This is a genomic window from Rhodococcus sp. H29-C3, from assembly GCF_030063405.1.
Lineage (GTDB): Bacteria > Actinomycetota > Actinomycetes > Mycobacteriales > Mycobacteriaceae > Rhodococcoides.
Window position 1 is genome coordinate 33,643 of sequence record NZ_JASITC010000005.1, and the last position, 22,784, is coordinate 56,426.

General features: G+C 61.2%; 21 protein-coding genes, 1 tRNA gene and 1 other RNA gene. 21 read left to right on the forward strand and 2 right to left on the reverse strand.

Features of this window, described 5'->3' with window-relative positions; genetic code table 11:
- The first annotated feature begins 25 nt into the window (after positions 1 to 25).
- The 19 genes from prfB (at position 26) to QMK32_RS13220 (ending at position 18,005) form a co-directional block, all read left to right on the forward strand.
- Positions 26 to 1,138: a peptide chain release factor 2 gene (prfB, locus tag QMK32_RS13130; protein ID WP_269303325.1), complete on the forward strand. Its 1,113-nt coding sequence runs from the start codon at positions 26 to 28 to the stop codon at positions 1,136 to 1,138.
- A gap of 9 nt (positions 1,139 to 1,147) precedes the next feature.
- Positions 1,148 to 2,077, forward strand: coding sequence for a mechanosensitive ion channel family protein (locus tag QMK32_RS13135; protein WP_442972342.1), 930 nt, complete (start codon positions 1,148 to 1,150; stop codon positions 2,075 to 2,077).
- Positions 2,074 to 2,565 (forward strand): Rv3103c transmembrane domain-containing protein, encoded by a 492-nt coding sequence (locus QMK32_RS13140; RefSeq protein WP_283475392.1) that lies wholly within the window; start codon positions 2,074 to 2,076, stop codon positions 2,563 to 2,565. The genes QMK32_RS13135 and QMK32_RS13140 overlap by 4 nt, the downstream gene beginning before the upstream one ends.
- Before the next feature lie 61 nt (positions 2,566 to 2,626).
- Positions 2,627 to 3,316, forward strand: a complete 690-nt coding sequence (gene ftsE / locus QMK32_RS13145) for a cell division ATP-binding protein FtsE (protein ID WP_088944447.1) — start codon at positions 2,627 to 2,629, stop codon at positions 3,314 to 3,316.
- A gap of 222 nt (positions 3,317 to 3,538) precedes the next feature.
- Positions 3,539 to 4,444, forward strand: a complete 906-nt coding sequence (gene ftsX / locus QMK32_RS13150; protein ID WP_269303333.1) for a permease-like cell division protein FtsX — start codon at positions 3,539 to 3,541, stop codon at positions 4,442 to 4,444.
- Between the two features lie 169 nt (positions 4,445 to 4,613).
- The gene (gene smpB, locus QMK32_RS13155; RefSeq protein WP_283475397.1) at positions 4,614 to 5,087 is read left to right on the forward strand and encodes an SsrA-binding protein SmpB; all 474 of its coding nucleotides are present in this window, start codon (positions 4,614 to 4,616) and stop codon (positions 5,085 to 5,087) included.
- On the forward strand, positions 5,084 to 5,947 hold the full coding sequence (locus QMK32_RS13160) for an EamA family transporter (RefSeq protein ID WP_502943619.1): 864 nt from the start codon (positions 5,084 to 5,086) through the stop codon (positions 5,945 to 5,947). Before smpB ends, QMK32_RS13160 begins: the two co-directional genes overlap by 4 nt.
- 79 nt (positions 5,948 to 6,026) lie before the next feature.
- Positions 6,027 to 7,403 (forward strand): DUF2867 domain-containing protein, encoded by a 1,377-nt coding sequence (locus tag QMK32_RS13165; protein ID WP_283475399.1) that lies wholly within the window; start codon positions 6,027 to 6,029, stop codon positions 7,401 to 7,403.
- Between the two features lie 82 nt (positions 7,404 to 7,485).
- Positions 7,486 to 7,856, forward strand: a transfer-messenger RNA (tmRNA) gene (gene ssrA, locus QMK32_RS13170).
- Between the two features lie 147 nt (positions 7,857 to 8,003).
- Complete coding sequence (locus QMK32_RS13175) at positions 8,004 to 8,687, forward strand: alpha/beta hydrolase (RefSeq protein ID WP_283475401.1); 684 nt, start codon at positions 8,004 to 8,006, stop codon at positions 8,685 to 8,687.
- On the forward strand, positions 8,684 to 9,949 hold the full coding sequence (locus QMK32_RS13180) for an NAD(P)/FAD-dependent oxidoreductase (protein WP_283475403.1): 1,266 nt from the start codon (positions 8,684 to 8,686) through the stop codon (positions 9,947 to 9,949). The genes QMK32_RS13175 and QMK32_RS13180 overlap by 4 nt, the downstream gene beginning before the upstream one ends.
- Positions 9,946 to 10,710, forward strand: a complete 765-nt coding sequence (locus QMK32_RS13185) for a DUF1365 domain-containing protein (protein ID WP_283475405.1) — start codon at positions 9,946 to 9,948, stop codon at positions 10,708 to 10,710. The genes QMK32_RS13180 and QMK32_RS13185 overlap by 4 nt, the downstream gene beginning before the upstream one ends.
- Positions 10,707 to 11,978: an SAM-dependent methyltransferase gene (locus QMK32_RS13190; protein ID WP_283475406.1), complete on the forward strand. Its 1,272-nt coding sequence runs from the start codon at positions 10,707 to 10,709 to the stop codon at positions 11,976 to 11,978. The genes QMK32_RS13185 and QMK32_RS13190 overlap by 4 nt, the downstream gene beginning before the upstream one ends.
- Entirely contained in the window at positions 11,975 to 13,291 is a 1,317-nt protein-coding gene (locus QMK32_RS13195; RefSeq protein ID WP_502943595.1) for a class I SAM-dependent methyltransferase, read from the forward strand. The genes QMK32_RS13190 and QMK32_RS13195 overlap by 4 nt, the downstream gene beginning before the upstream one ends.
- The gene (locus QMK32_RS13200) at positions 13,288 to 14,091 is read left to right on the forward strand and encodes a DUF1295 domain-containing protein (RefSeq protein ID WP_283475408.1); all 804 of its coding nucleotides are present in this window, start codon (positions 13,288 to 13,290) and stop codon (positions 14,089 to 14,091) included. The genes QMK32_RS13195 and QMK32_RS13200 overlap by 4 nt, the downstream gene beginning before the upstream one ends.
- A gap of 75 nt (positions 14,092 to 14,166) precedes the next feature.
- On the forward strand, positions 14,167 to 15,807 hold the full coding sequence (gene pgm / locus QMK32_RS13205) for a phosphoglucomutase (alpha-D-glucose-1,6-bisphosphate-dependent) (protein WP_283475410.1): 1,641 nt from the start codon (positions 14,167 to 14,169) through the stop codon (positions 15,805 to 15,807).
- On the forward strand, positions 15,804 to 17,030 hold the full coding sequence (locus tag QMK32_RS13210; RefSeq protein ID WP_283475411.1) for an MFS transporter: 1,227 nt from the start codon (positions 15,804 to 15,806) through the stop codon (positions 17,028 to 17,030). The genes pgm and QMK32_RS13210 overlap by 4 nt, the downstream gene beginning before the upstream one ends.
- A 54-nt stretch (positions 17,031 to 17,084) precedes the next feature.
- Complete coding sequence (locus QMK32_RS13215; protein WP_283475413.1) at positions 17,085 to 17,837, forward strand: DsbA family protein; 753 nt, start codon at positions 17,085 to 17,087, stop codon at positions 17,835 to 17,837.
- A gap of 95 nt (positions 17,838 to 17,932) precedes the next feature.
- Positions 17,933 to 18,005: transfer RNA gene (locus QMK32_RS13220), tRNA-Ala, on the forward strand.
- Positions 18,006 to 18,178: 173 nt separating this feature from the next.
- Here the strand turns inward: QMK32_RS13220 and QMK32_RS13225 are convergent.
- Together QMK32_RS13225 and QMK32_RS13230 are read right to left on the reverse strand one after the other, a co-directional pair.
- Positions 18,179 to 18,526 (reverse strand): histone-like nucleoid-structuring protein Lsr2, encoded by a 348-nt coding sequence (locus tag QMK32_RS13225; RefSeq protein WP_283475415.1) that lies wholly within the window; start codon positions 18,524 to 18,526, stop codon positions 18,179 to 18,181.
- 172 nt (positions 18,527 to 18,698) lie between these two features.
- Entirely contained in the window at positions 18,699 to 20,405 is a 1,707-nt protein-coding gene (locus QMK32_RS13230; RefSeq protein ID WP_283475417.1) for an FAD-dependent oxidoreductase, read from the reverse strand.
- A gap of 252 nt (positions 20,406 to 20,657) precedes the next feature.
- On the opposite strand from QMK32_RS13230, the gene QMK32_RS13235 reads away from it, so the two are divergent.
- Both QMK32_RS13235 and QMK32_RS13240 read left to right on the forward strand, forming a co-directional pair.
- A complete protein-coding gene (locus QMK32_RS13235) occupies positions 20,658 to 21,701 on the forward strand; it encodes an N-acetylmuramoyl-L-alanine amidase (protein WP_283475419.1) in 1,044 nt (347 codons plus the stop codon).
- An 11-nt stretch (positions 21,702 to 21,712) separates the two neighbouring features.
- On the forward strand, positions 21,713 to 22,768 hold the full coding sequence (locus tag QMK32_RS13240) for a CobW family GTP-binding protein (RefSeq protein WP_283475421.1): 1,056 nt from the start codon (positions 21,713 to 21,715) through the stop codon (positions 22,766 to 22,768).
- The last annotated feature ends 16 nt before the right edge of the window (positions 22,769 to 22,784 follow it).

A 22,784-nucleotide genomic window follows, 5' to 3' on the forward strand; every position in this document is an offset into this window, starting at 1 on the left:
GACGGTGCCGGTAACCTTGACTCTCGTGCATCCTGACGTTTCCGCAGACCTAGCCGAACTCGACATCACCCTCACCACGATCGAGTCTGTCCTCGACATCGAGGAGCTGCGCAGACGGATCAACGAGCTGGAGCATCAAGCTGTGTCGCCGGACCTGTGGAACGACCAGGACCACGCTCAGCAGGTGACAAGTGCGCTCTCGCACGCCCAGGCGGAACTGCGTCGTGCGGAGGCACTGCGGCAAAGGCTCGACGACCTCCCGGTTCTGTACGAACTGGCCGAGGGTGAAGAAGGTGAGGCCGAGGTGTCCGCAACGGCGGATGCCGACGCCGAGCGCGCCGCTCTGCGAGAAGACATTGCCGCCGCCGAAGTGCGGACCCTGTTGTCCGGTGAATACGACCAGCGCGACGCGCTCGTCAACATTCGTTCCGGCGCCGGCGGAATCGACGCGGCCGACTGGGCCGAGATGCTCATGCGGATGTACATCCGTTGGGCCGAAAAGCATGGTTACGGCGTCGAGGTCTACGACACGTCGTACGCCGAGGAAGCGGGCATCAAGAGTGCGACCTTCGCGATCAAGGGCCCATATACGTACGGCACACTCTCGGTCGAGCAGGGAACGCATCGGCTGGTTCGTATCAGCCCGTTCGACAACCAGGGACGACGTCAGACTTCCTTCGCCGAGGTAGAGGTCCTGCCGGTCGTCGAGACCACCGATCACATCGAGATTCCCGAGAACGACATCCGCGTCGACGTCTACCGGTCCAGCGGTCCGGGCGGTCAGTCCGTCAACACCACCGACTCTGCGGTCCGATTGACACACATTCCGACCGGCATCGTCGTGACGTGTCAGAACGAAAAGTCGCAGCTGCAGAACAAAGTCTCCGCGATGCGGGTGTTGCAGGCCAAGCTCCTCGAGGTCAAGCGCAAAGAAGAGCGTGCAGAGATGGATGCGCTCAAGGGCGACGGTGGAAGTTCGTGGGGTAACCAGATGAGGTCCTACGTTCTGCATCCGTATCAGATGGTCAAGGATCTGCGTACCGAATACGAGGTGAACAACCCCTCCACTGTGCTCGATGGTGATATCGACGGTTTCCTGGAAGCCGGGATTCGCTGGCGTATGCGGGGGGAGGAGTAAATCGGCATGATGGCTGCCACGACGGTTAGCGCCTTATCGTTCGGACTGCCTCCCGATCTTCGACTCTGGCTCAGCGGTCGCGGTTTGGAAATCGTGCTGTACATACTCGGCGGCATGCTGGTGGCCAGGTTGATCAGCTGGGCCGGGTCGCGGATCACCACGCGCATCGATTCGAACTACCAGCACAGTGACGCGCTGGTCAGGTCCGAGGCAGCCAAGCATCGGCATGCGCTCGCTCAAGTGATCACCTGGGTTGCCGTCACCATCGTCTATGTACTCGTCACCATCGAAGTTCTCCGACGGTTCGGTTTCGCCGTCACCTCGCTCGTCGCACCCGCAACAGTCCTGGGCGCAGCTCTCGGCTTCGGCGCGCAGCGCGTAGTGCAGGACATTCTCGCCGGATTTTTCATCATCACCGAACGGCAGTACGGGTTCGGTGATGTCGTACAGATCGCCGTCCTCGGTTCGGCGGAAGATGCCGAGGGGACCGTCGAGGACGTCACATTGCGTGTCACTCGGGTTCGTAGCGTGGACGGTGAAGTGATCACCGTCCCGAACGGGCAGATCGTCAAAGCGATCAACCTGTCGAAAGACTGGGCACGCGCGGTGGTCGACGTTCCGATTCCTTCCACCGCCGACCTGACACACGTCAACGAAATTCTGCGACGCGTCGGGCACGCTGCATTTGCCGATGCCCGACTGCGAAAGCTATTGCTCGACGAGCCCACCGTGATGGGTGTGGAGAGCATCGAGGTCGATCTGGTGCATGTGCGTCTGGTAGCGAGAACGTTGCCAGGCAAGCAATTTCAGGTCGGACGCGAATTGCGTGTTCGGGTGGCAGCAGCGTTGCAGCCCGAGGGAATCAGCGTGGCCCCGGACGTCTCGACCGCCGGAGTCGCACCCGACTCGGCCCAAGGTGACCGGGGGGCGGACAGGTGACCGAAGAGAACACCGACACCGATCGGTCGACTCGCCACTGGAAGATCCCGTCGCGACTCTTCGGGCGCGCCCGAACGTCGACGGTGGCGCTCGGAATCTGCTTCGTGCTGACCGCGCTGCTCTACGGTCAGGTACGGCCTGAGCCGGAAAGTGCGGTGAACGGCCCGACTCCGATCGACACCGGTCAATACCAGAACCGTCTTCCGAGCTACGTTCCCGAATCCTTGACGCCGTCGACCGGCGTCCCGCCGTCGTCGAGCGTCGACTCCACTACATCGCAGGACCCCTCGGACACAAGCGGCACACCGGGGGAGCCAGGGCAACAGCAGGAGCCGGGACAGCAGGGAGGGCCCGGGTCGTCAACCGGAGAATCGGGGAGCGCGACGACGCAGGTTCCGACCTATTTGCCAGGTATTACCGTTCCTCCGCAACTACGATCGCTATATCCGCAGGCGCCCGCCCCCTCAGCCCCGTCGAGCACCCCATGACATTCGAATCGCGGTCCTCGCTTCGGTCGGCTACCCGCCGGTAAGGACTACACTGCGAGCCGTGATCAGCACCACGAATGTGTCCAAGTCGTACAAGACGTCGACCAGGCCTGCACTGGACAACGTGACCGTATCCGTGGACAAGGGCGAGTTCGTCTTCCTCATCGGCCCTTCGGGTTCCGGCAAGTCGACGTTCATGCGTCTCCTCCTGAAGGAAGAAAGCCCGACCTCAGGAGACATCCACGTAGCGGACTTTCACGTCAACCGGCTCTCGTCACGGCGGGTTCCACGGTTGAGGCAGAGCATGGGTTGTGTCTTCCAGGACTTCCGGCTTCTGCAGCAGAAAACCGTCGTCGAGAACGTCGCATTCGCCCTCGAAGTCATCGGCAAGCCGCGTTCGATGATCAAGCGGACAGTGCCCGAGGTCCTCGAACTGGTCGGGCTCGGCGGCAAGTCCGATCGCTTACCCTCCGAGCTGTCCGGCGGCGAACAACAACGCGTCGCGATCGCACGCGCATTCGTCAACCGACCTCTCGTTCTGCTGGCCGACGAGCCGACCGGAAACCTCGATCCCGACACCAGCCAAGACATCATGATGCTGCTCGAGCGGATCAACCGAACCGGCACGACAGTTCTCATGGCTACCCACGACAATCACATCGTCGACTCGATGCGCCGACGCGTAGTCGAACTGGACAACGGCCGAGTGGTGCGAGACGAGGCTCGCGGGGTCTACGGCGTGGGCAGATAGCATCCCCGGGTCGTTCCGCAGGCTCCACTTCTGGACAGCGGGTCGTTCCGCAGGCTCCACTTCTGGACAGCGGGTCGTTCCGCAGGCTCCACTTCTGGACAGCGGGTCGTTCCGCAGGCTCCACTTCTGGACAGCGGGTCGTTCCGCAGGCTCCACTCCAGCCGGCAGCGCCGGCTCACATGACTTTCTCGACCGCACACACCGAAGGGCCCGGATTCCGCGATGCGCGCAAGTTTCATTTTCAGTGAGGTTCTGACCGGACTTCGCCGCAACATCACCATGACCATCGCCATGATTCTCACGACCGCAATCTCGCTCGGCCTTTTCGGCGGCGGTTTGCTGGTTGTGCAGATGGCAGGAAAAACGCAACAGATCTTTCTCGATCGCGTCGAGGTTCAGATATTCCTCACCGACGACATCTCCGCGACCGACCCTGAGTGCGCCCAGGACACATGCGCAGCGCTGCGTAGCGACCTGGAGTCGACCCCCGCAGTCGTGTCCGTGGAATACCTGAATCGGGATGACGCGGTCAAGGACGCGACCGAGCGGGTCTTCAAGGACCAACCCGAGTTGGCACAGTTGGTGAGCCCGGACAGCTTCCCGGCGTCGTTCAAAGTCAAGTTGAGCGATCCCGAGCGGTTCGGTGTCATCAACGACAACTTCGCCGATCGTCCAGGCGTGCAGAGCGTGCTCAATCAACGCGATCTGGTCGAGCGGCTCTTCAGCGTGTTGAACGGAGTACGTAACGCTGCCTTCGCTATTGCCATCGTTCAGGCGATCGCTGCAATTCTATTGATTGCCAACATGGTTCAGATTGCTGCTTTCACCAGGCGTACCGAGGTCGGCATCATGCGACTGGTCGGCGCAACACGGTGGTACACGCAGCTACCCTTCCTGCTCGAGGCCGTCGTCGCCGCGATCATCGGATCAGGGCTTGCCATTGCGGGCCTGTTCGGTGCCAAGAACATCTTCATCGACGACGTCCTCGCCGACGTATACGAAGCCAACATTCTCGCGCGCATCTCCAACAGTGACGTGCTGCTGGTGTCGCCGTTCCTCGCACTCGTCGGCATCGGTATGGCGGCCGTGACCGCATACATCACGCTGCGCCTCTACGTCAGAGAATAGCTCCGCTCCGGCTGATCCTGCTCACTCCGCAGGCTCCGCTCGGTCCAATCCTGCTCACTCCGCAGGCTCCGCTCCGGCCGGAAGAAAACGGATTGCGCATCGGTTCTATGCTGGAGCGGCTGTGTACACGAGCGCACACGCCTTCCCGCGCTCGAGAAAGGGCCCTGCAGTGAGAGAGAAGGGCCGTAAGGCCATCGCGACCAACCGAAAAGCGCGACACAACTATGCGATCCTCGATGTCTACGAGGCCGGTGTCGCCCTTGTCGGAACCGAAGTGAAGAGTCTTCGCGACGGTAAAGCATCCTTGGCCGACGCTTTTGCGACCGTAGACGACGGTGAGGTGTGGCTGCGTGGACTGCACATCCCCGAGTACACGCAGGGCAGCTGGACCAACCATGCACCGAGGCGCACTCGGAAGCTTTTGCTACACAAGCGAGAAATCGAACGTCTCGCGGGCAAGGTCAAGGAAGGCAGCCTGACGATCGTCCCGCTGTCGATGTATTTCTCCGATGGCAAGGTCAAGGTCGAACTCGCCCTCGCCCGAGGAAAACAGGACTATGACAAGCGTCAGGACCTCGCGCGCCGCACCGCCGAGCGCGAGGTGACGCGCGAACTCGGACGCCGTATCAAGGGCATGCGCTGACAGCAATCCTGCTCGCGCTCGTCGCAGCCGTCGGCTACGGAGTCAGCGACTTCGTAGGAGGAGTCGCATCGAGGCGGGTAGCCGCACTTCGAGTCGTCATCGTTTCGTACCCGTTCTCTTTGGTCGTCGTCTTGCTGATAGCCCCATTCGTCGGCGGCACCGTGTCGCTGGTTCCGATGTTGTGGGGGCTGGCGTCCGGGGTCGCCGGGGGACTTGCGGTGTGGTGGTTCTATCTCGCCCTGGCTTCGGGACCGATGGCCGTCGTGTCGCCGCTGACGGCCGTCCTCGTCGCCGGTATTCCGGTGCTCGCTGGGCTCATGATCGGGGAAAGACCCGGCATACTCGCATTCTGCGGAATTGCTCTCGCGCTCGTTGCGGTCGTCTTGGTGAGTAAAGAATCGCCGGACGAGGCGACCGGTGAGGTCGCGGGCGGTCGCGACATGAAATTCACCCGTACAGTGGCCTGGCTCACGGTCGGCTCGGGCATCACTTTCGCGTTGGCGTTCATCTGTCTCCATCAGATCGGCGACGGGGCGGGTCTGTGGCCACTGGCCGCGTCGCGAGCCTCGGCGACCGCCGTGGTGTGGAGCGTTGCCTTGGCGACCGGCCACTTTTCCGCCCCGCATGGAAGTGTCCTGAAACTCGCGGCGTTCGTCGGTGTGCTCGACGTCGTCGCGAACGCCGCACTGCTCTACGCCTACCAGGGCGGAATGCTCTCGCTGGTCAGCGTCATCGCGTCGCTGTATCCGGCCGCGACGGTGCTGTTAGCGATGGTGATGCTCGGCGAGCGTGTTGGTCGTCTGCAGCAGATCGGAATGGTCATAGCTCTCGGCGCGGTGGGAATGATCGCCGTCGCATGATGATCCGATTCCGGCTGGGTGCACATGATTGTCCCGCCGATCCCGGTTGAATCACCCACTACGGGGGTATCAGGGGTTGATGACCGCCAACATCAACTCGACCCCGCTTCGCGTGCTTGTCACCGGAGCGACGGGCTATCTCGGAGGACGCCTCGCTCCGCGGCTTCTCGACGCCGGTTACACAGTGCGAGTGTTGGCGCGTAACCCCGACAAGCTGGATGGTGTTCCGTGGGCAGAAGACGTCGAGATCGCGCAGGGTGATCTCAACGATCGAGATTCCCTGAAGGCTGCGTTCGCGGATGTGGACGTCGTTTACTACCTCGTTCACTCGATGGGCTCGGTGGGCCACGACAATTTCGCGGATGCCGAGCGTACCGGCGCTGAGAACGTCGCCGACGTCGCCGCGGAAAGCGGAGTGGGAAGAATCGTCTACCTGGGCGGACTGCACCCCACCGACGGCGAGCTGTCGGAGCATCTGCAATCTCGCGCTGAAGTAGGTCGGATCCTTATCGAATCCTCGGTCCCTACCCTGGTGCTCCAGGCCGGTGTCGTGATCGGTTCGGGATCGGCGTCCTTCGAGATGATCCGGCACCTGACGAACCGTCTACCGGTCATGACGACGCCGAGATGGGTGCACAACAGGATTCAGCCGATCGCGGTGCGAGACATGCTCCACTACCTCATCGGTGCCGCCGAGGCCGATCTGAAGGAAAGCCGAACGTTCGACGTCGGAGGCCCCGACGTCATGGAATACGGCGAAATGATGAACATCTACGCGGGGGTTGCCGGGCTGCGCCAGCGTCGAATGGTGGTGCTGCCGGTGTTGACGCCGCGTCTCGCCGGCCATTGGATCGGATTGGTCACCCCGATCCCGCGCGGACTGGCCATGCCACTCATCGAATCTTTGCAATTCGACGCCGTCGCACACGAAATGGACGTCGATTCGATCATCCCTCGACCTGCAGACGGTCTGACTTCTTATCGCGAGTCCGTGCGTCTCGCGCTGCGGAACATCGAGGAAGGGGAGACCGAAACGACGTGGTCCGACTCCGACTCGGCGCAACCGTCCGATCCACTGCCGACCGATCCGACGTGGGCCGGGGAGGTCCTCTACTGCGACAGTCGCAGCGTATTTCTCGGCAGCGGGCCGAGTGAGATTCGTAGTCGACTGCGAGGCGCTGTCGAATCGGGCGAATTGAAGGGCTGGCGTCGGGAGGATCGTGAAGAGGAAAACTCGGGTGAGGTTCGGTTGCGGTCTACCGCATCACTGCCGGGCGACGCGCGGATGCAGTACCAGGTGATCTCGGCGGGCGGTGGTACTCGACTCGAACAGCGAACCTACTTCTTCCCACGCGGACTCGCAGGGAGGGTGTTTTGGTACGGGTCTCTGCCGGCCCGCAAGGTTGTGCTGGGTCGTACGCTGCAGGCGGTTGTGCGGCAGGTCGACCGCGCCTGACACACCACGGTGGGTATCGGGATGATTCTGCTCGGCGCACGCGTTACACTGACAAGCCGGAGCACAGTGCTTCGGAACATACGGGGCTGAACGGTTTCGACTTTGTATGTTGAGTCAGGGGAAGCGTGTCGGTGCAGGCGAGAGACCACCGTAAGCGTCATCGCAAAAATATAAGCGCCGATTCCAATCAGCGCGACTACGCACTCGCTGCCTAAGTAGCGACTGCGTGTCTGTCAGTCCGGGCTTGCCCTCGGTCCGGGTACTGGCATCAGCTAGAGGGCTTACCGATTCACTCGGCCACGGAGTGATGAGGAAAATCAAACAGTGGCTGGGATCGTCATCCTGGCTTGTTTGCGAGATCGGGAGATCCAAGTAGAGGCATAGCAGACTGCACACGGAGAAGCCCTGGCAATGCAGCAGAGGACCCGGGTTCGATTCCCGGCAGCTCCACGTAAACGCCGGGTCGTAGAAGAGCACAAGCTCTCTACGGCCCGGCGCTTTTCTGTTCGGGATCGACCTCGCTGAGGGTGTACGCCGCCCGGATTAGTTCCGAATTTCGGTGCACCCAACCCAGAGCGGCGACGGCGTCGAATAGTGGGTATGGACAAACGGCTCGAGCCGAAACTGTGGACCGACGCCTCGGCGCCCTCGGAAGGGCAGGACCGCTGCGTCGTGCTGGTTCTGCACGGCGGCAAGGTCGCCAGCCACGCAAGCAGTCGACCGTGGCATCTCTCCGGATTGCGGATGAGGCAGTTCACGTGGGCACTCCGTCGAGCCGGGCGGAGTGAAGGCATCGTCGTGCAACAACTGCAATACCGGTATCGCGGCTGGAATGGTGTCGAGCGGAGCCCGGTGCGCGATGCGCGGTGGGCATTGATCCGCATCCATCGCGAGTATCCGGGCGTCCGCGTGGTGGTGGTCGGCCATTCCATGGGAGGCCGGGTTGCTGCTGCAATAGCAGACGATCCGTTGGTCGACGGGCTGGTGGCGTTGGCTCCGTGGTGGCCGGACGGCGGAGAGTTGGCGGGAATCGGAGTCTGCCAGCGAATTCGAGTTCTGCATGGGGTGTCCGACAGCTGGACCGATGCGAGCAAGGCGCGCACGGAAGTGGTGCACGCAGTCGGGCGCGGAGTCGATGCCGAGTTCGTCGACATGCCGGGTGGTCACTTCATGATTCGGCGATCACACATGTGGGTGCGCACAGTGAAGAGTGCCGTCCTGGCTATGGCACTGAACGAATCCTCGCACTATGTCGGATCGCGGAGAGCTGGGATCGAAAAATGACGCGCCGATCGGTGGCAGTGGTCGGAAGCGGAATTGCCGGGCTGACGGCGGCTTATGTGTTGTCGAAATCCGCCCACGTCACCTTGTTCGAGGCGGATGCACGGCTCGGCGGTCACGCGGACACCCACTATGTCTACGGAACGAAAGGGCGAGTCGGGGTCGATACTGGGTTCATCGTGCACAACGACCGCACCTATCCGACACTGCTGCGGCTGTTCGGCGAGCTCGACGTGCCGACACAGGAATCGGACATGAGTATGTCCATCCGGTGTGACGGTTGTGGACTCGAGTATTCCGGCGGACAAGGGATGAGGGGCATAGTCCCGTCGCTGCGTACTCTTGCTCGCCCCCGCTATCTGTCTATGCTGCTCGAAGTCAAACGCTTTCATCGTGAAGCGATGGCCGCGATCGACTCGCAATCCGCTGCCGCCGTCGAAACGCTCGGGAGCTTCCTCGCGCGAAACGAGTTCTCCGACTACTTTTCCTCCCACTTCATGGCTCCCGTGGTGTCGGCGGTCTGGTCGTGTAATCCCGCCGTCGCGTTGAACTATCCGGCTCGATACTTGTTCACCTTCCTCGACCATCATGGAATGCTCAGCGTCACTGGATCCCCGGTATGGCGAACCGTCACGTCGGGGTCGATCGAATATGTTCGAAGAGTCGCTGAACACATCGATGACATTCACCTCTCGACCCCGGTGCGAGCGGTCTACCGGCACGCCGACGGCGTCGACATTCGTGACGGCTCGGATGTTCTGCGACGTTTCGACGCGGCTGTGGTGGCGGTGCATCCGAACCAAGCACTGAAGATCCTTGCCGAACCGACTGCTCTCGACCATCAAATTCTCGGGGCGATGCCCTACTCGGTGAATCAGGCTCGGCTACACACCGACGAGTCGGTCCTGCCCGTGGCATCTCGGGCCCGTGCGTCGTGGAACTATCGGATACCGGAGTGTGGAGCCAGCCCGGACAACGTTCTGGTCAGCTACGACTTGACCCGCCTTCAACGTCTCGACGGACCCGGCCGCTACCTCGTCACCCTTGGCGCCGCAGGTTCCGTTGCTCCGACATCGGTTCTCGATGAAATGTTGTACGAGCACCCGCAGTACACCCCTGACTCCCTGGCGGCGCAGCGAAGGCTACCTGAGTTGAACAGTGACACAGTAGCTTTCGCTGGGGCTTACCACGGTTGGGGTTTTCACGAGGACGGTGCGCGATCGGGCCTGGTCGCGGCTGAGCGGCTCGGAGGTCGGTGGACATGACGACTGCGGACTCCTCGGCCAAGCCAAGGTCGGCAAACAGTTCGATCTATTCCACCGATATCGAGCACGTACGTACGGCGCCTTTGAAGAACAGATTTCGGTACAAGAGCTTCAGCTGGTTCGTAGATCTCGACGATATGCCTCGGTTGCGCACGTGGGTTCAACCTCTGGCCGGATTCGATGCCCGCGATCACATCGGTGATCCCGAACGGACCATCCGCGAGAACATCGACGCCTACCTTGCCGAACGTGGAATCGACCTTCACGGAGGCCGAATCACCATGCTTGCCAACAGTCGGGTGTTCGGCCATACGTTCAACCCCCTCAGCGTGTTCTGGTGCCACGACCCCGACGGGGCTCTCGTCTGCATCGTCGCCGAGGTCCACAACACCTACAAGGAGTCTCACGCCTACCTACTCGATGTCGACGAACACGGATCGGCCCGCACGCCGAAGAAGTTCTACGTCTCTCCGTTCAACGATGTCGACGGCGAGTATCGAATGCGGTTACCGGAACCGAACGAGAGGCTGCACTTGTCCATCGTTCTGCAACGTGAAAACCAACCGCCGTTCGTTGCGACCGTGACCGGAAAGCGCATGACGGCGGACACGGGCGCGATAATCCGGACCGCCCTGGCCATACCCATGGCCCCGCTTCGAGTAGTGATTCAGATTCGCTGGCAGGGGATTCGATTGTGGATGAGGGGACTTCCCCTGCGTTCCCGGCCGAGCGCTCCAGCTGTAGGAAAGGCATCTCGATGACAACGATTGTTCATCCGAAGTCAGGAATCGATCGACAGGTGTGGCCAGGTATCGTGCATGTGCCGGCGGGCCTGAAAGCCCAGGTTGCGGCGTCGGTCGCTGGCTTCCTGTTTCGCCGAGCCGTTGGTAGGCTGCCGATTCGGGTTCGAATGGACGACGGTACGATCCTCGGCGGTGGAATCGATACCTCGCCGCTCATGGTTGTCCGCCGTCCGAAAGACTTCGCTGCGCGCGTCGGCGAGAGCGGTCTGATCGGATTCGGTGAAGCATATATGGCGGGCGACTGGGATGCCGAAGATCTGACCGCGGTGCTGGAGGTATTTGCTACCCGCATGGCATCGCTCATCCCCAAGTCGCTTCAGCGGATGCGAGGTCTCTATGTTCCGAAACCGCCCCGCAGAGAACGAAATACGACGAGGAACACGCGATCGAACATCTCGCGTCATTACGACCTGTCCAACGAGCTTTTCGAACTGTTTCTGGACGAGACGATGACGTACTCGAGTGGTCTGTTTCGCGAGACCGGAACACGTGACGACGGAGAACCGCTTGCTGCTGCGCAGCGGCGAAAAATTGACCGCTTGCTCGATCGCGCCGGCGTCGGCGCCGGAAGCCGAGTCCTGGAGATCGGTACTGGTTGGGGGGAATTGGCGATTCTTGCGGCCGCACGAGGGGCAACGGTTCGTTCGGTGACCTTGTCCATCGAGCAGCAGGAATTGGCGGGCAAGCGGATTGCCGCCGCCGGGTTCTCCGACCGTGTTCAGGTGGATCTGCTCGACTATCGCTCGGTCGACGGCGAATACGACGCGGTCGTGTCGGTCGAGATGATCGAAGCGGTGGGACACGAGTACTGGGGAACGTATTTCGAAACCATCGACCGCGTGCTGGCCCCGTCGGGACGCGTTGCGATTCAAGCAATCACGATGCCGCACGACCGCATGCTCGCAACCCGCAACACCTACACCTGGGTTCACAAGTACATCTTTCCCGGTGGGTTTCTGCCGTCGGTGCGTGCAATCGAGGATGTGACCGAGCGGCAGACGACTCTCCGCGTCCGCGAGCGTTTGTCGATGGGTGATCACTACGCTCGCACGCTCCGAATGTGGGACGAGGCATTCTGTGCTCATTCTTCGGACACCGCGGAGCTCGGGTTCGACAGCGTCTTCGATCGAATGTGGCATTTCTACCTGTGTTACTCGGAGGCGGGGTTCCGATCCGGATATCTCGATGTGCAGCAGATCGTATTGGATCGAAAGGGGGAGAAGTGAGCGCAGCGAAAACACAGGCTTCTCGATCGGTCGCACCACGTCTTGCGGACTTGATCGGTTTATTGGTCGGTGGTGAGATTCCGGTGCGAGTCGAGGCATGGGACGGTAGCGCCGCGGGACCGGTGCATGCTCCTCGAGTGAAGCTGAACAGCCCGAATGTGCTGCGGCGCTTACTGTGGAGCCCGGGCGAGCTGGGTGCGGCACAGGCGTATGTGTTGGGGGAGTTGGACGTCGAGGGCGATCTCGCGGTTGCACTCGACCACGTCTGGTCCGAGGTGGAATCGCGAAACTGGACTGCGATAAGGCCGCGGCCCGCAGCTTTGATTCGGTTGGCGGCGTTGGCACGCGAGCTCGGAGTTTTCGGGCGGCCATTGCCTCCGCCGGGGTCACAGGCTGTGGTCAAGGGCCGGTTGCATTCGCTGATGAGAGATCGAGCGGCGATCAGTCATCACTACGACCTGTCCAATGACTTCTACGAACTCGTTCTCGACTCGCGCATGGCCTACTCGTCGGGCTACTGGACCTCCGACGCCGATGATTACACCCTCGAAGACGCACAGCGGGACAAGCTCGATCTTGTCTGCCGCAAGATCGGACTCGATCGCTCGTCGGGACAGAGTTTTCTCGACATTGGGTGCGGTTGGGGCTCGTTGAGCCTGCACGCGGCCGAGCACTACGACGCACGTGTGGTCGGTGTGACGATTTCGCGCGAGCAGAAGGCGTTCATCGACAAGCGGATTGCCGATCGTGGTCTCGCGGACCGGGTGGAGATACGGATCCAGGACTATCGCGAAATATCAGACGGGCCGTTCGACGCGGTCGCTTCGATCGAAATGGGCGAGCATGTCGGCGAATCGAACTATCCGCTCTACACCGCAGCGTTGTTCGACAACGTCCGGCCCGGTGGTCGCGTATTGATTCAGCAGATGTCTCGAAAGGAGGGTGACAATCCGGGGGGAGGTGCGTTCATCGAGTCGTTCATCGCGCCGGACATGTACATGCGTCCGGTCGGTCGTACCGTCGCGATGATCGAGGAAGCGGGCCTCGAGGTCCGTGACGTGCATGCGATGCGTGAGCACTACGTCCGTACGGTCGACTCGTGGACCGATCGTTTCGAAAGCAGGTGGGACGAGGTGGTTGCGTTGGTCGGTGAGGAGGTTGCCCGCGTATGGCGGCTCTACCTCATCGGCGGCGGGATGGCTTTCCGTGACGGAAGGATGGGGGTCGATCAGATCCTGGCTGTGCGCCCAGGCCCCCGAGGCCGGGTCGAACTCGAACCTGTTCGCCCACAGTGGGCTGGTAAGCCGGTATGACGACCTTCGACTGGACCGGGTTCCTGGCCGTCTCTGGATCCAGCCTTGTCGCTACGGCCGTGCTGATGCTGGTCACCGCCTTGATCGGCGCAAAAATCGGCAGGCACAACGTCGTCGACGTGACGTGGGGCGCCGGCTTCGTGTTGATTGCCTTCGTTGCAGCTGCAGTGGGTACGGGTGAACTCTGGCGTCGACTACTTCTTGCCGCGATCGTGGGGTTATGGGGTATGCGTCTCGCGCTGCACATGTTTCGTCGCTCCCGCGGCAAAGGGGAGGATCCCCGCTACGAGGAAATGCTCTCGAGGGCACCGGGCAACCCGACGCTGTATGCGCTGCGCAAGATCTATTTCACTCAAGCCATCGCGCTGTGGTTCGTCTCGCTCCCGGTCCAGGTCTCGGCCGTCGCGCATGGGTCCATTGCGCTCGTAGCGGCAGTAGGAGTCGCGCTGTGGTCTGTCGGGTTGGCGTTCGAGGCCATCGGCGACGCACAGTTGAGTGCGTTCAAAGCTGCCTCGGCCAACAGGGGCAAGATCATGGATAAAGGCCTATGGTCCTGGACACGTCACCCGAACTACTTCGGTGACGCTTGCGTGTGGTGGGGCATCTTCCTCATCGGAGCGTCCGCCTGGCCCGGCGTGTTCACGCTTCTTTCACCGATCGCGATGACGTACTTTCTGGTTTTCGCCACCGGAGCGCGATTACTGGAGAAGTCGATGGCGAATCGAGACGGGTACAGCGAGTATCAGCGTCGCACGAGCTACTTCGTACCGCTTCCGCCTTCTCGAAAGAGCAGTTCGTAGGTGCACCGACGCAAGTCCGGGCAAGCCAACTACTGTTGACCCCGGGTTGACTCGGACACTAGAAGGAGGCGCATCGTGGCGCACGATAGAGCTGGTTCGGTTGCTTTGCCCGAGGATCTCGTCGACGTAGCCCAGCTGGTCACGGCCTACTACTCGCGTACTCCGGACATGTCGGATCCGGGCCAACACGTCGTTTTCGGGACGTCCGGTCACCGTGGATCCAGTCTGGATACGGCGTTCAACGAGGCTCATATTCTCGCAACGACGCAGGCAATCGTCGAATACCGCGCCTCGCAGGGCATCACCGGCCCGATGTTCATCGGCCGTGACACGCACGCGCTGTCCGAGCCCGCGTGGACCACAGCGTTGGAAGTTCTTGCCGCAAACGATGTTTCGGTACTCGTCGACTCTGGAGATCGATACACGCCGACGCCCGCAGTCAGTCACGCGATTCTGCGCTACAACTCGGCCGGATCGTCGGCCAAGGCCGACGGCATCGTCGTGACACCTTCGCACAATCCGCCGCGCGACGGCGGATTCAAGTACAACCCTCCGCACGGTGGTCCCGCGGACAGCGACGCCACGTCCGTCATCGCGGACCGTGCGAACGAGATTCTGCGCGGTGGACTGGCAGGTGTGAAGCGTGCGTCGTTGTCGACCGCACTCAGTAGCTCGGTGGACAAGTACGACTTCCTCGGAACGTATGTCGAGGATCTGCCGAACGTCGTAGATCTCGACGCGATCAGGTCCGCCGGGGTGCGCATCGGCGCCGATCCGCTCGGTGGTGCGAGTGTCGACTACTGGCAGGCGATCGCCGAGCGTCACAACCTCGACCTCACTGTCGTCAATCCGCTCGTCGATGCGACTTTCCGCTTCATGACACTCGATACCGACGGAAAGATCCGAATGGATTGTTCGTCTCCCAACGCGATGGCGTCGTTGATCGCAGCACGGAACTCGTACGACATATCCACGGGAAACGACGCCGACTCGGACCGTCATGGAGTGGTGACACCGGACGGTGGTCTGATGAATCCCAATCACTATCTGGCAGTTGCAATCGACTACCTCTTCACGCACCGGTCCGGTTGGTCGCCGAACTGCAAAGTCGGAAAAACTCTGGTGTCGTCTTCGATGATCGATCGTGTCGTCGCAGGCCTCGGCCGAGACTTGCTCGAGGTCCCTGTCGGATTCAAATGGTTCGTGCCAGGACTCCTCGACGGCGGTCTCGGATTCGGCGGCGAGGAGTCGGCGGGAGCGTCGTTCCTGCGAACCGACGGACGGGTATGGACGACGGACAAGGACGGCATCATCCTTGCGTTGCTCGCTTCGGAGATCACCGCTGTCACGGGCATGACGCCGTCCCAGCGCTACGCCGAGTTCACGGCGCAGTACGGCAGTCCCGTATACGCGCGGGTCGATGCGCCCGCTTCAAGAGAGGAAAAGGCCGTCCTGGCGAAGCTCTCTGCTGATCAGGTCACCGCAACCGAACTCGCGGGGGAAAAGATCACGGCCACATTGACTACCGCGCCCGGTAACGGCGGCGCGATCGGGGGACTGAAGGTGACCACCGAAAGCGCGTGGTTCGCTGCCCGTCCATCGGGAACCGAAGATGTCTACAAGATCTACGCCGAATCGTTCAAGGGCGAAGATCATCTCGCGCAGGTTCAGACCGCTGCGAGAGAACTGGTGTCGCAGGCACTCGACCGATCGTGACAGCGTCGAAACCCACCGACGAGGTGAAGGGTGGCGCACTGCCGTCGCAAATATGGGTCCTGATCTCGGCGAGCTTCGTGATAGCTCTTGGATTCGGCATCGTCGCACCGGTAATTCCACAGTTCGCCACCGAATTCGGTGTCGGTGTAGTCGCTGCATCGGCGGTCATCAGCGTATTCGCGGCGATGCGACTCTTGTTCGCGCCTGCCAGTGGACTCCTGGTGCAGAAGCTCGGTGAGCGACCGGTGTACCTGGCAGGTCTGTTGATCGTGGCTGCATCGACCGGCGCCTGCGCCTTCTCCCAAACCTACTGGCAGCTCCTGATCTTTCGGGGTCTCGGCGGTATCGGCTCGACAATGTTCACGGTGTCCGCTCTGGGCCTTCTTATCCGAATGAGCCCGGCAGACAGCCGCGGACGCGTATCGGGGTTCTACGCGACGAGCTTCCTGATGGGGTCGATCGGTGGCCCGCTCGTCGGCGGCGCGGTCGTCGGATTGGGTTTACGGGCGCCCTTCATCATCTACGCAATCGCTCTGATCATCGCTGCTGCTGTCGTCTATTTCAGCCTCGGTAATGTCGATTCGACCGAATCCGAGCACGATTCTGCAGTACCGATCATGTCGCTGCGCGCTGCGTTGAAAGTGCCCGCATACCGGGCTGCTCTTTCCTCGAATTTCGCAACGGGGTGGGCAGTGTTCGGTGTGCGCGTTGCGTTGGTTCCGCTGTTCGTCGTCGCAGTTCTCGACCGTTCGGCTGCGGTGGCTGCAGTGGCGCTGGCGGTATTCGCCGTCGGAAATGCACTCGTGCTGATCACGTCCGGGCGGTTGTCCGACGTCCGCGGGCGAAAACCGTTCGTCGTTGCAGGCCTTGTCGTTGCGGGCGTGGGAACTGCCACCATCGGTCTGACCGATAACCTGGCCCTGTTCATGATCGCCTCCTTCGTTGCGGGTTTCGGGTCGGGATTGATGACACCGGCGCAGCAGGCTTCGGTGGCTGACATCATCGGCTCCCGTGCACGCGGTGGCCCGGTTCTCTCGACGTTCCAAATGGCGTCCGACGTGGGGGCGATCCTCGGTCCCATCGTCGCCGGAATGGTGGTCGAGTACTACTCCTACGGAACGGCCTTCGTGATGTCCGGTGCAATTCTGATCGCGGCGGCAGTGTGGTGGCTGTTCGTAACGGATACGGCGAGTGCGGCAAAAGCAGCTGCCCGTAAGCAATGAACTGTTTCCGGCACCTCGCGCGTCCGTTGGATAGCACTCCGTACTATTTGCACCGTGAGCCAAAAACGAACATCGAGTGCGAAGTACACCCCACAACCGACGTCCAGTACCTCTACGTACGTTCTGGCCGCGGTGGCGGTACTCGTGGTCGCTGTGGTCGTCGTCGTGGCGGTCATGTGGCAGCGCGGCAGTGACACCCCGCGTAATGACGGTTACGGAACGGTCAAAAATCCAGATGTGGAATTGACCATTCTTCCCGATGGCGTCGTCCAACTAGCAGCAGCAAATGCCGCGCCGGTCGTGGATCTGTTCGAAGATCCGATGTGCCCATTCTGCGGTGATCTGGAAGTCAAGCACGGCCAGGAGTTGGCACAGAAGATCGACGAGGGTGCGATAGCCGTTCGGTATCACCTGGTTGTGCTTCCTCAACTGGACGCTTCTTCGGCGAGCGGGAGCTACTCGAGTCGGGCCGTTGCTGCATCGCATTGTGTCGCCGCATCCGAAAACGCAATTGTTTATTCGGCATTTCACGCAGGCCTGTTCGGCGCAGAATTTCAACCCGAAGAAAACGGTGATTCCGACCGCACCGACACCGAACTTGCCGACCTCGCCCAAAAGAGTGGCGCAGGAGAGGCGACCGCGCAGTGCATTCTGTCCGGGGCGATGACCGATGTGGCCGCAGCAGACGCGGCGAGCGCCCGTGAAGCCCTGTCCGCGGCCGGCGCGGCCGGAACCCCCGGTGTTCTCGTCGATGGTCAGGTCGTCGATGCTCTCCGCGACTCGTCCTGGATCGAATCGATCGGCTGACCGGACATTTGCTTTCCAGCAGCGGATTTGTCGCAGTATGCGGCCATGGTGTAACTTCGTTCGAGCAACCGCAGAACAGTGCGGGTGTGAAGCACGGGGCTATGGCGCAGCTGGTAGCGCACCACACTGGCAGTGTGGGGGTCAGGGGTTCGAGTCCCCTTAGCTCCACCGAGTTCGTCCTGATAGAAGAAGTACACGCAAGCCCTGACCGGTGATCCTGGTCAGGGCTTGCGCTGTTTGTGGCGGTGAACAAGGAAAATGGGGGCCACCTCTTGGTGGCCCCCATTTTCCTTGTTCCGACTTGCTGCAGCCTCGGTCGCCGGGCCGAGTGCCGAGACCGGTCAGTGAGCAGCGTCGAAGGCGTTCTCGACGTCCGACGGAATTCGGCCCCGAGCCGAAATGGTGTATCCGTTGGATTTTGCCCACTCGCGGATAGCCTTCGTCTGATTGGCATCGCGCTTCTGACCGGTCGAGGTGGCGCCGACGGTCCTCTTGGCCCGCTTACCGCCGACACGGGCCGAGTGTTCGATGTAGTAATCCAGCTTTCGGTGGAACTCTTTGGCGTTCTTGTCGCTGAGGTCGATCTCGTAGCTGACGCCGTTGACGGAATAGCTTATGTGCTCTCCGCCGGAGTCGATCGGCTTGTCGTCGATATCGTCGACCAGTTGAACATAAACTTTCTTGGCCATTCTGGAGGTCTCCAATGATCAATCGGGATGAATCCAAGTAGAACTCAGGAAACTATACGACCGAACACTCGAATAATCCATGTCAGCGACTGTGTATCGGAAGTTCATGTATTCATCTGTCCAGTAGAAAATCTACGATATCGCCCAAGCTCTGGGAGCCGAATAATTGGGATCAGGAAAGATCTGTACTCGGAGGCTGAGCTGCGAGCCTCATCTCGTCCAAGCCGACGAACTTCACGCGAGGACGCCCAGTGTCTTTGCCAGCCGAAACCTCTGCTTTGTCGATGCGTGCCCATGCAGGAAAGTCGAGTGCGTCGGGCGCCCTCTTCTCGAGCAATAGGTCGAGTTCCGCTCGATCCGCGCGGGCATGAGGAAGTCGGTCCGCAGCGATGTCTTCGAGAAGGCTCCGAATGGTCTCGGCCGCACACTTCTTGTTGGTTCCGATTACGCCGGTGGGCCCGCGCTTTATCCAGCCCGTTGCATAGGTTCCGGATACCGCTTCGCCTGAATTATCGATCACGCGGCCATCTTTGTTAGGAATCACGCCGACACCGGAATCGAACGGCACGCCTGGTATTTCGCTTCCGTGATAACCGACCGAACGCAGAATCAGACCGGTGTCGAGCATCTCTTCGGTCGAGGTTCGCTGGGCTTTCACCGTGCCGGACTCGTCGGTTCGAAGTTCATTGTGTATCAGACGAACAGAGGTGACCGACTCTTCTCCGAGTATCTCGTCAGGAGAAACACAGAAGCGGAGCACAATGCGCTTCCGGTTCGGGTCGGATCCTGCGCCTTGGCCGTCTCCGGCTGCAATTTCGCGAGCCAGTTCCACCTTCAACGCGGTGGAGGGTTCGGTGGTGCCGGATTCCAGAGCTGCCAAAGTGGCGGGGTCCGGTTCGGCTTCGTCGGCTGACAACACGATGTCGATGTCGGCAGCATTCATCAACCCGATCAATTCGGGGTTCGTGTACGCAGCCTGGGCTGACCCACGCCGTCCCAGAACTACCACCTCGCGGATCTTGCTGCCTCGCAATGCCTCCAGCGCGTGGTCGGCGATATCGGTGTTCTCGAGTTCGTCAGGCGAAACCAGCAGAACACGAGCGATGTCGAGGGCGACGTTTCCGTTGCCTACGATGACTGCTCTTTCGCTGGTCAGGTCGTAGCTGCGGTCGGCGTAGTCGGGGTGGCCGTTGTACCACCCGACGAACTCGGCCGCTGCGTGAGAGCCGGGAAGATCTTCCCCTGCAATCCCGAGGCGTCGATCGTTGGAGGCGCCCGTCGCGTAGATGACTGCATCGTGGTGTTCGAGGAGTTCTTCGTGAGAGATATCCGAGCCGATCTCGACGCCGAGATGGATTCGTACCGACTTTTTGCCGCCGACCGCGCGGAAGAGATCGGTTACAGCCTTGGTGCCTGGATGATCGGGTGCTACGCCCGCCCGAACCAGCCCGTACGGGGTCAACAGGCGGTCGTACATCTCGACCTCGATACCGCGGATGGATGCGAGTTCGGTGGCGGCATAGAACGCCGCAGGGCCTGATCCGACGATGGCAATTCTGCGGCCGGTGAAGTCGACGCCTTTGAAGGGCGACGCAACCGTGTTGTACCCGCTGCTCTGCATCGGGTGAAATTGGAAGTAGTTGGCATTTATCCCGAGGTATCGCTCTTGCTCGGGCTCCAATTCGTGGTCGGCGCGGATGGCGTCGACGGGGCATTCGTCCACACATGCACCGCAGTCGATGCAGGTATCCGGATCGATGTGCAGCATTTCCGAGGTCATGAAGCCAGGTTCGTCCGGGGTGGGGTGAATACAGTCGACTGGACACACATCGACGCACGATGCGTCGTTGCAGCAGGGTTGAAGAATCACGAACGTCATGAACCTGTTCTACCGCGAGATGCACTACTCCGTGGCCGGTTCACTACTCCTACTGCAACGGTTCGGTGTCGACTTGCTCACATTCCGCTTGCAGATTCGGATCTGGCGGTATCGCGCGACCGTATCAGCCCCACTCTCTGCTTCACTTGTGACGAAAGTGTCTGTTGATACTCGTGTATGCCACAGAGGCTGCTGATTCTCAATGTGAAAGGGGAGTGGCACGCTCTTTGTCAGAGTGTGTCGAACTGCTTGATGAACAGAACCTCCGTGCTCGGCGTGCTGTCCGCAGGTGTGATGGCAGGCGCGCTGATGATTCCTGCAACAGCGTCGGCCGCCCCTTCGGGTGTGGAGCTCGACGGCAAGACGGTCTTCGTGGATCCCGGTCACCAAGGCGCCGGCCACACCGAGAATCTGGCTGCGCAGGTCGACGACGGCCGTGGCGGCACCAAGGACTGCCAAACATCAGGGATGACTACCGTCGACGGCGTTCCCGAACACACCATCAACTGGAACGTCGCTCAGCTGGTGAAATCGAGTCTGGAAAGCCTGGGCGCCTCGGTCGTCATGAGCCGTGCCGACGACTCTGTTTGGGGCGGCTGTGTCGATGATCGAGCGCGGGCGGCCAGTGCGTCCGGAGCGGACGTCGCTGTCAGCATCCATGCGGACTCGACGGCTGTGGGCACCGATGCGGACAAGCACGGGTTCCACCTGATCGTTCCCACGCTCCCCATTCCCGACGCAGCTGCCAACGCGGCCCAGTCGGACGGTGGTCGGGCCGCATCGAATCTGATGCGCGACGCGTACGAGCGAGCCGGGTTCAGTGCCGCCAACTACGCGGGGGTAGTCGACGGACTGCAGGAGCGTTCCGACATCGCCGGGCCGGCACTCACCGCTGTGCCTTCGGTTTTCGTCGAGATGGGAAACGGCTCCAATCCTGACGACGCGGCTGTGCTCGAAAGCCCGGAGGGGCAGCTGAAGCACGCCATCGCGATCTCCACCGGGCTGATCGACTATCTTCTGGGACCGAACACCACTGTCGCGGCACTATCCGTGGAGACTGGACCGGAAGCACCGTCGGACTCGGCCACGGCGACCCCTGCGGCGGGTAAGCCGAAGCTCGAAGCCGCCCCGAGTTCGTCCGGGGGGAGTCCGCTCGCGCGCTTGCTTGCGGGGATCGCGCCTTACGTCGATTCCGTCGGGATCGACGGATTGTCGGATCTGGTGACCGACGACAACGTTCGATCTGTGTCGAACTTCGCGCAGGGCCTGCTGAAGCAGATGCTCGCAACCGAGTAACCTCACGATTCGTGGCGCGTGCACTCGGAGACCGAAGGATTCCCGTAATTCTCGTCTCGGGATTTCTCGGTGCAGGCAAGACGACGTTGCTCAACCATCTGCTTCGGCGCAATCGAGGGATTCGCATCGGAGTCATCGTCAACGACTTCGGCTCCATCAATATCGATTCGATGATGGTTGCCGGTCAAGTAGATTCGATGGTGTCCCTCGGCAACGGGTGCATTTGCTGCGCCGTGGACATCGAGGAAATGGATTCGATGTTCGACGTTCTGTCCGAGCCCGCGAGGGCACTCGACGTGATCGTTGTCGAGGCCAGTGGCATCGCTGAGCCGAGAAGCCTCATTCGGATGGTGCTTGCCAGCGAGAATTCGGCGATCGTCTACGGAGGCCTTGTCGGAGTCGTCGATGCAGTCGAATTCGGCGCCACCGTCGCACGGCATCCCGAGATCGAACAACACCTCCGACTCGCAGACCTCGTGGTGCTCAACAAGACCGACCGACTCGACGATGCCGAGACGGCCGCGGTTTTCGACAGTGTCCGTGAGACGGTCGGAGACGTCCCAATCATGGTGACCAGACATGGCCGTGTCGACGCAGCGTTACTTTTCGATGTTCCGACACGTGCTGACGACAGAAGCTCGGCACGGCAATTGTCGTTCGACGAGGTGCTGTACGAGGACGAGGATCTAGGCGATCACTCTCAGCATCTGCACGCCGCCTATACGACTACGAGCTTCGAGACCGAAGAGCCGATGGATCCGCGCCGCTTCATCGAGGTGCTGAAGAATCCATCGGGAGAGGTATACCGTGCCAAAGGGTTCGTGTATTTCGGGGTGGATGGCTACGCGGGAAAGTACGTACTCGGCACGGTCGGTCGTCACATCCGATTCGAATCGACCCCCTGGGGACGCGACGAGCGGCGAGCGACCTCACTGGTGTTGATCGGAACGGATATCGATGAAGAATTCATCGAGGTGCGCCTGCTCGACTGTATTCGTCGCACCGGGGACCCGACCGATCGAGCGGCGATGCTACCGGTCCATCGATATACTTCGAAGCCGGCGTGAACAGACGCCCTGCTGC

Excerpts from the sequence above, each read along its gene's own strand:
- QMK32_RS13190 (WP_283475406.1), top strand. The coding sequence starts at position 10,707 with ATGACAACGATTGTTCATCCGAAGTCAGGAATCGATCGACAGGTGTGG.
- QMK32_RS13225 (WP_283475415.1), bottom strand. The coding sequence starts at position 18,526 with ATGGCCAAGAAAGTTTATGTTCAACTGGTCGACGATATCGACGACAAG.
- QMK32_RS13135 (WP_442972342.1), top strand. The coding sequence starts at position 1,148 with ATGGCTGCCACGACGGTTAGCGCCTTATCGTTCGGACTGCCTCCCGAT.
- QMK32_RS13180 (WP_283475403.1), top strand. The coding sequence starts at position 8,684 with ATGACGCGCCGATCGGTGGCAGTGGTCGGAAGCGGAATTGCCGGGCTG.
- QMK32_RS13175 (WP_283475401.1), top strand. The coding sequence starts at position 8,004 with ATGGACAAACGGCTCGAGCCGAAACTGTGGACCGACGCCTCGGCGCCC.
- QMK32_RS13235 (WP_283475419.1), top strand. The coding sequence starts at position 20,658 with ATGAACAGAACCTCCGTGCTCGGCGTGCTGTCCGCAGGTGTGATGGCA.
- QMK32_RS13230 (WP_283475417.1), bottom strand. The coding sequence starts at position 20,405 with ATGACGTTCGTGATTCTTCAACCCTGCTGCAACGACGCATCGTGCGTC.
- QMK32_RS13165 (WP_283475399.1), top strand. The coding sequence starts at position 6,027 with ATGACCGCCAACATCAACTCGACCCCGCTTCGCGTGCTTGTCACCGGA.
- QMK32_RS13200 (WP_283475408.1), top strand. The coding sequence starts at position 13,288 with ATGACGACCTTCGACTGGACCGGGTTCCTGGCCGTCTCTGGATCCAGC.
- QMK32_RS13185 (WP_283475405.1), top strand. The coding sequence starts at position 9,946 with ATGACGACTGCGGACTCCTCGGCCAAGCCAAGGTCGGCAAACAGTTCG.
- ftsX (WP_269303333.1), top strand. The coding sequence starts at position 3,539 with ATGCGCGCAAGTTTCATTTTCAGTGAGGTTCTGACCGGACTTCGCCGC.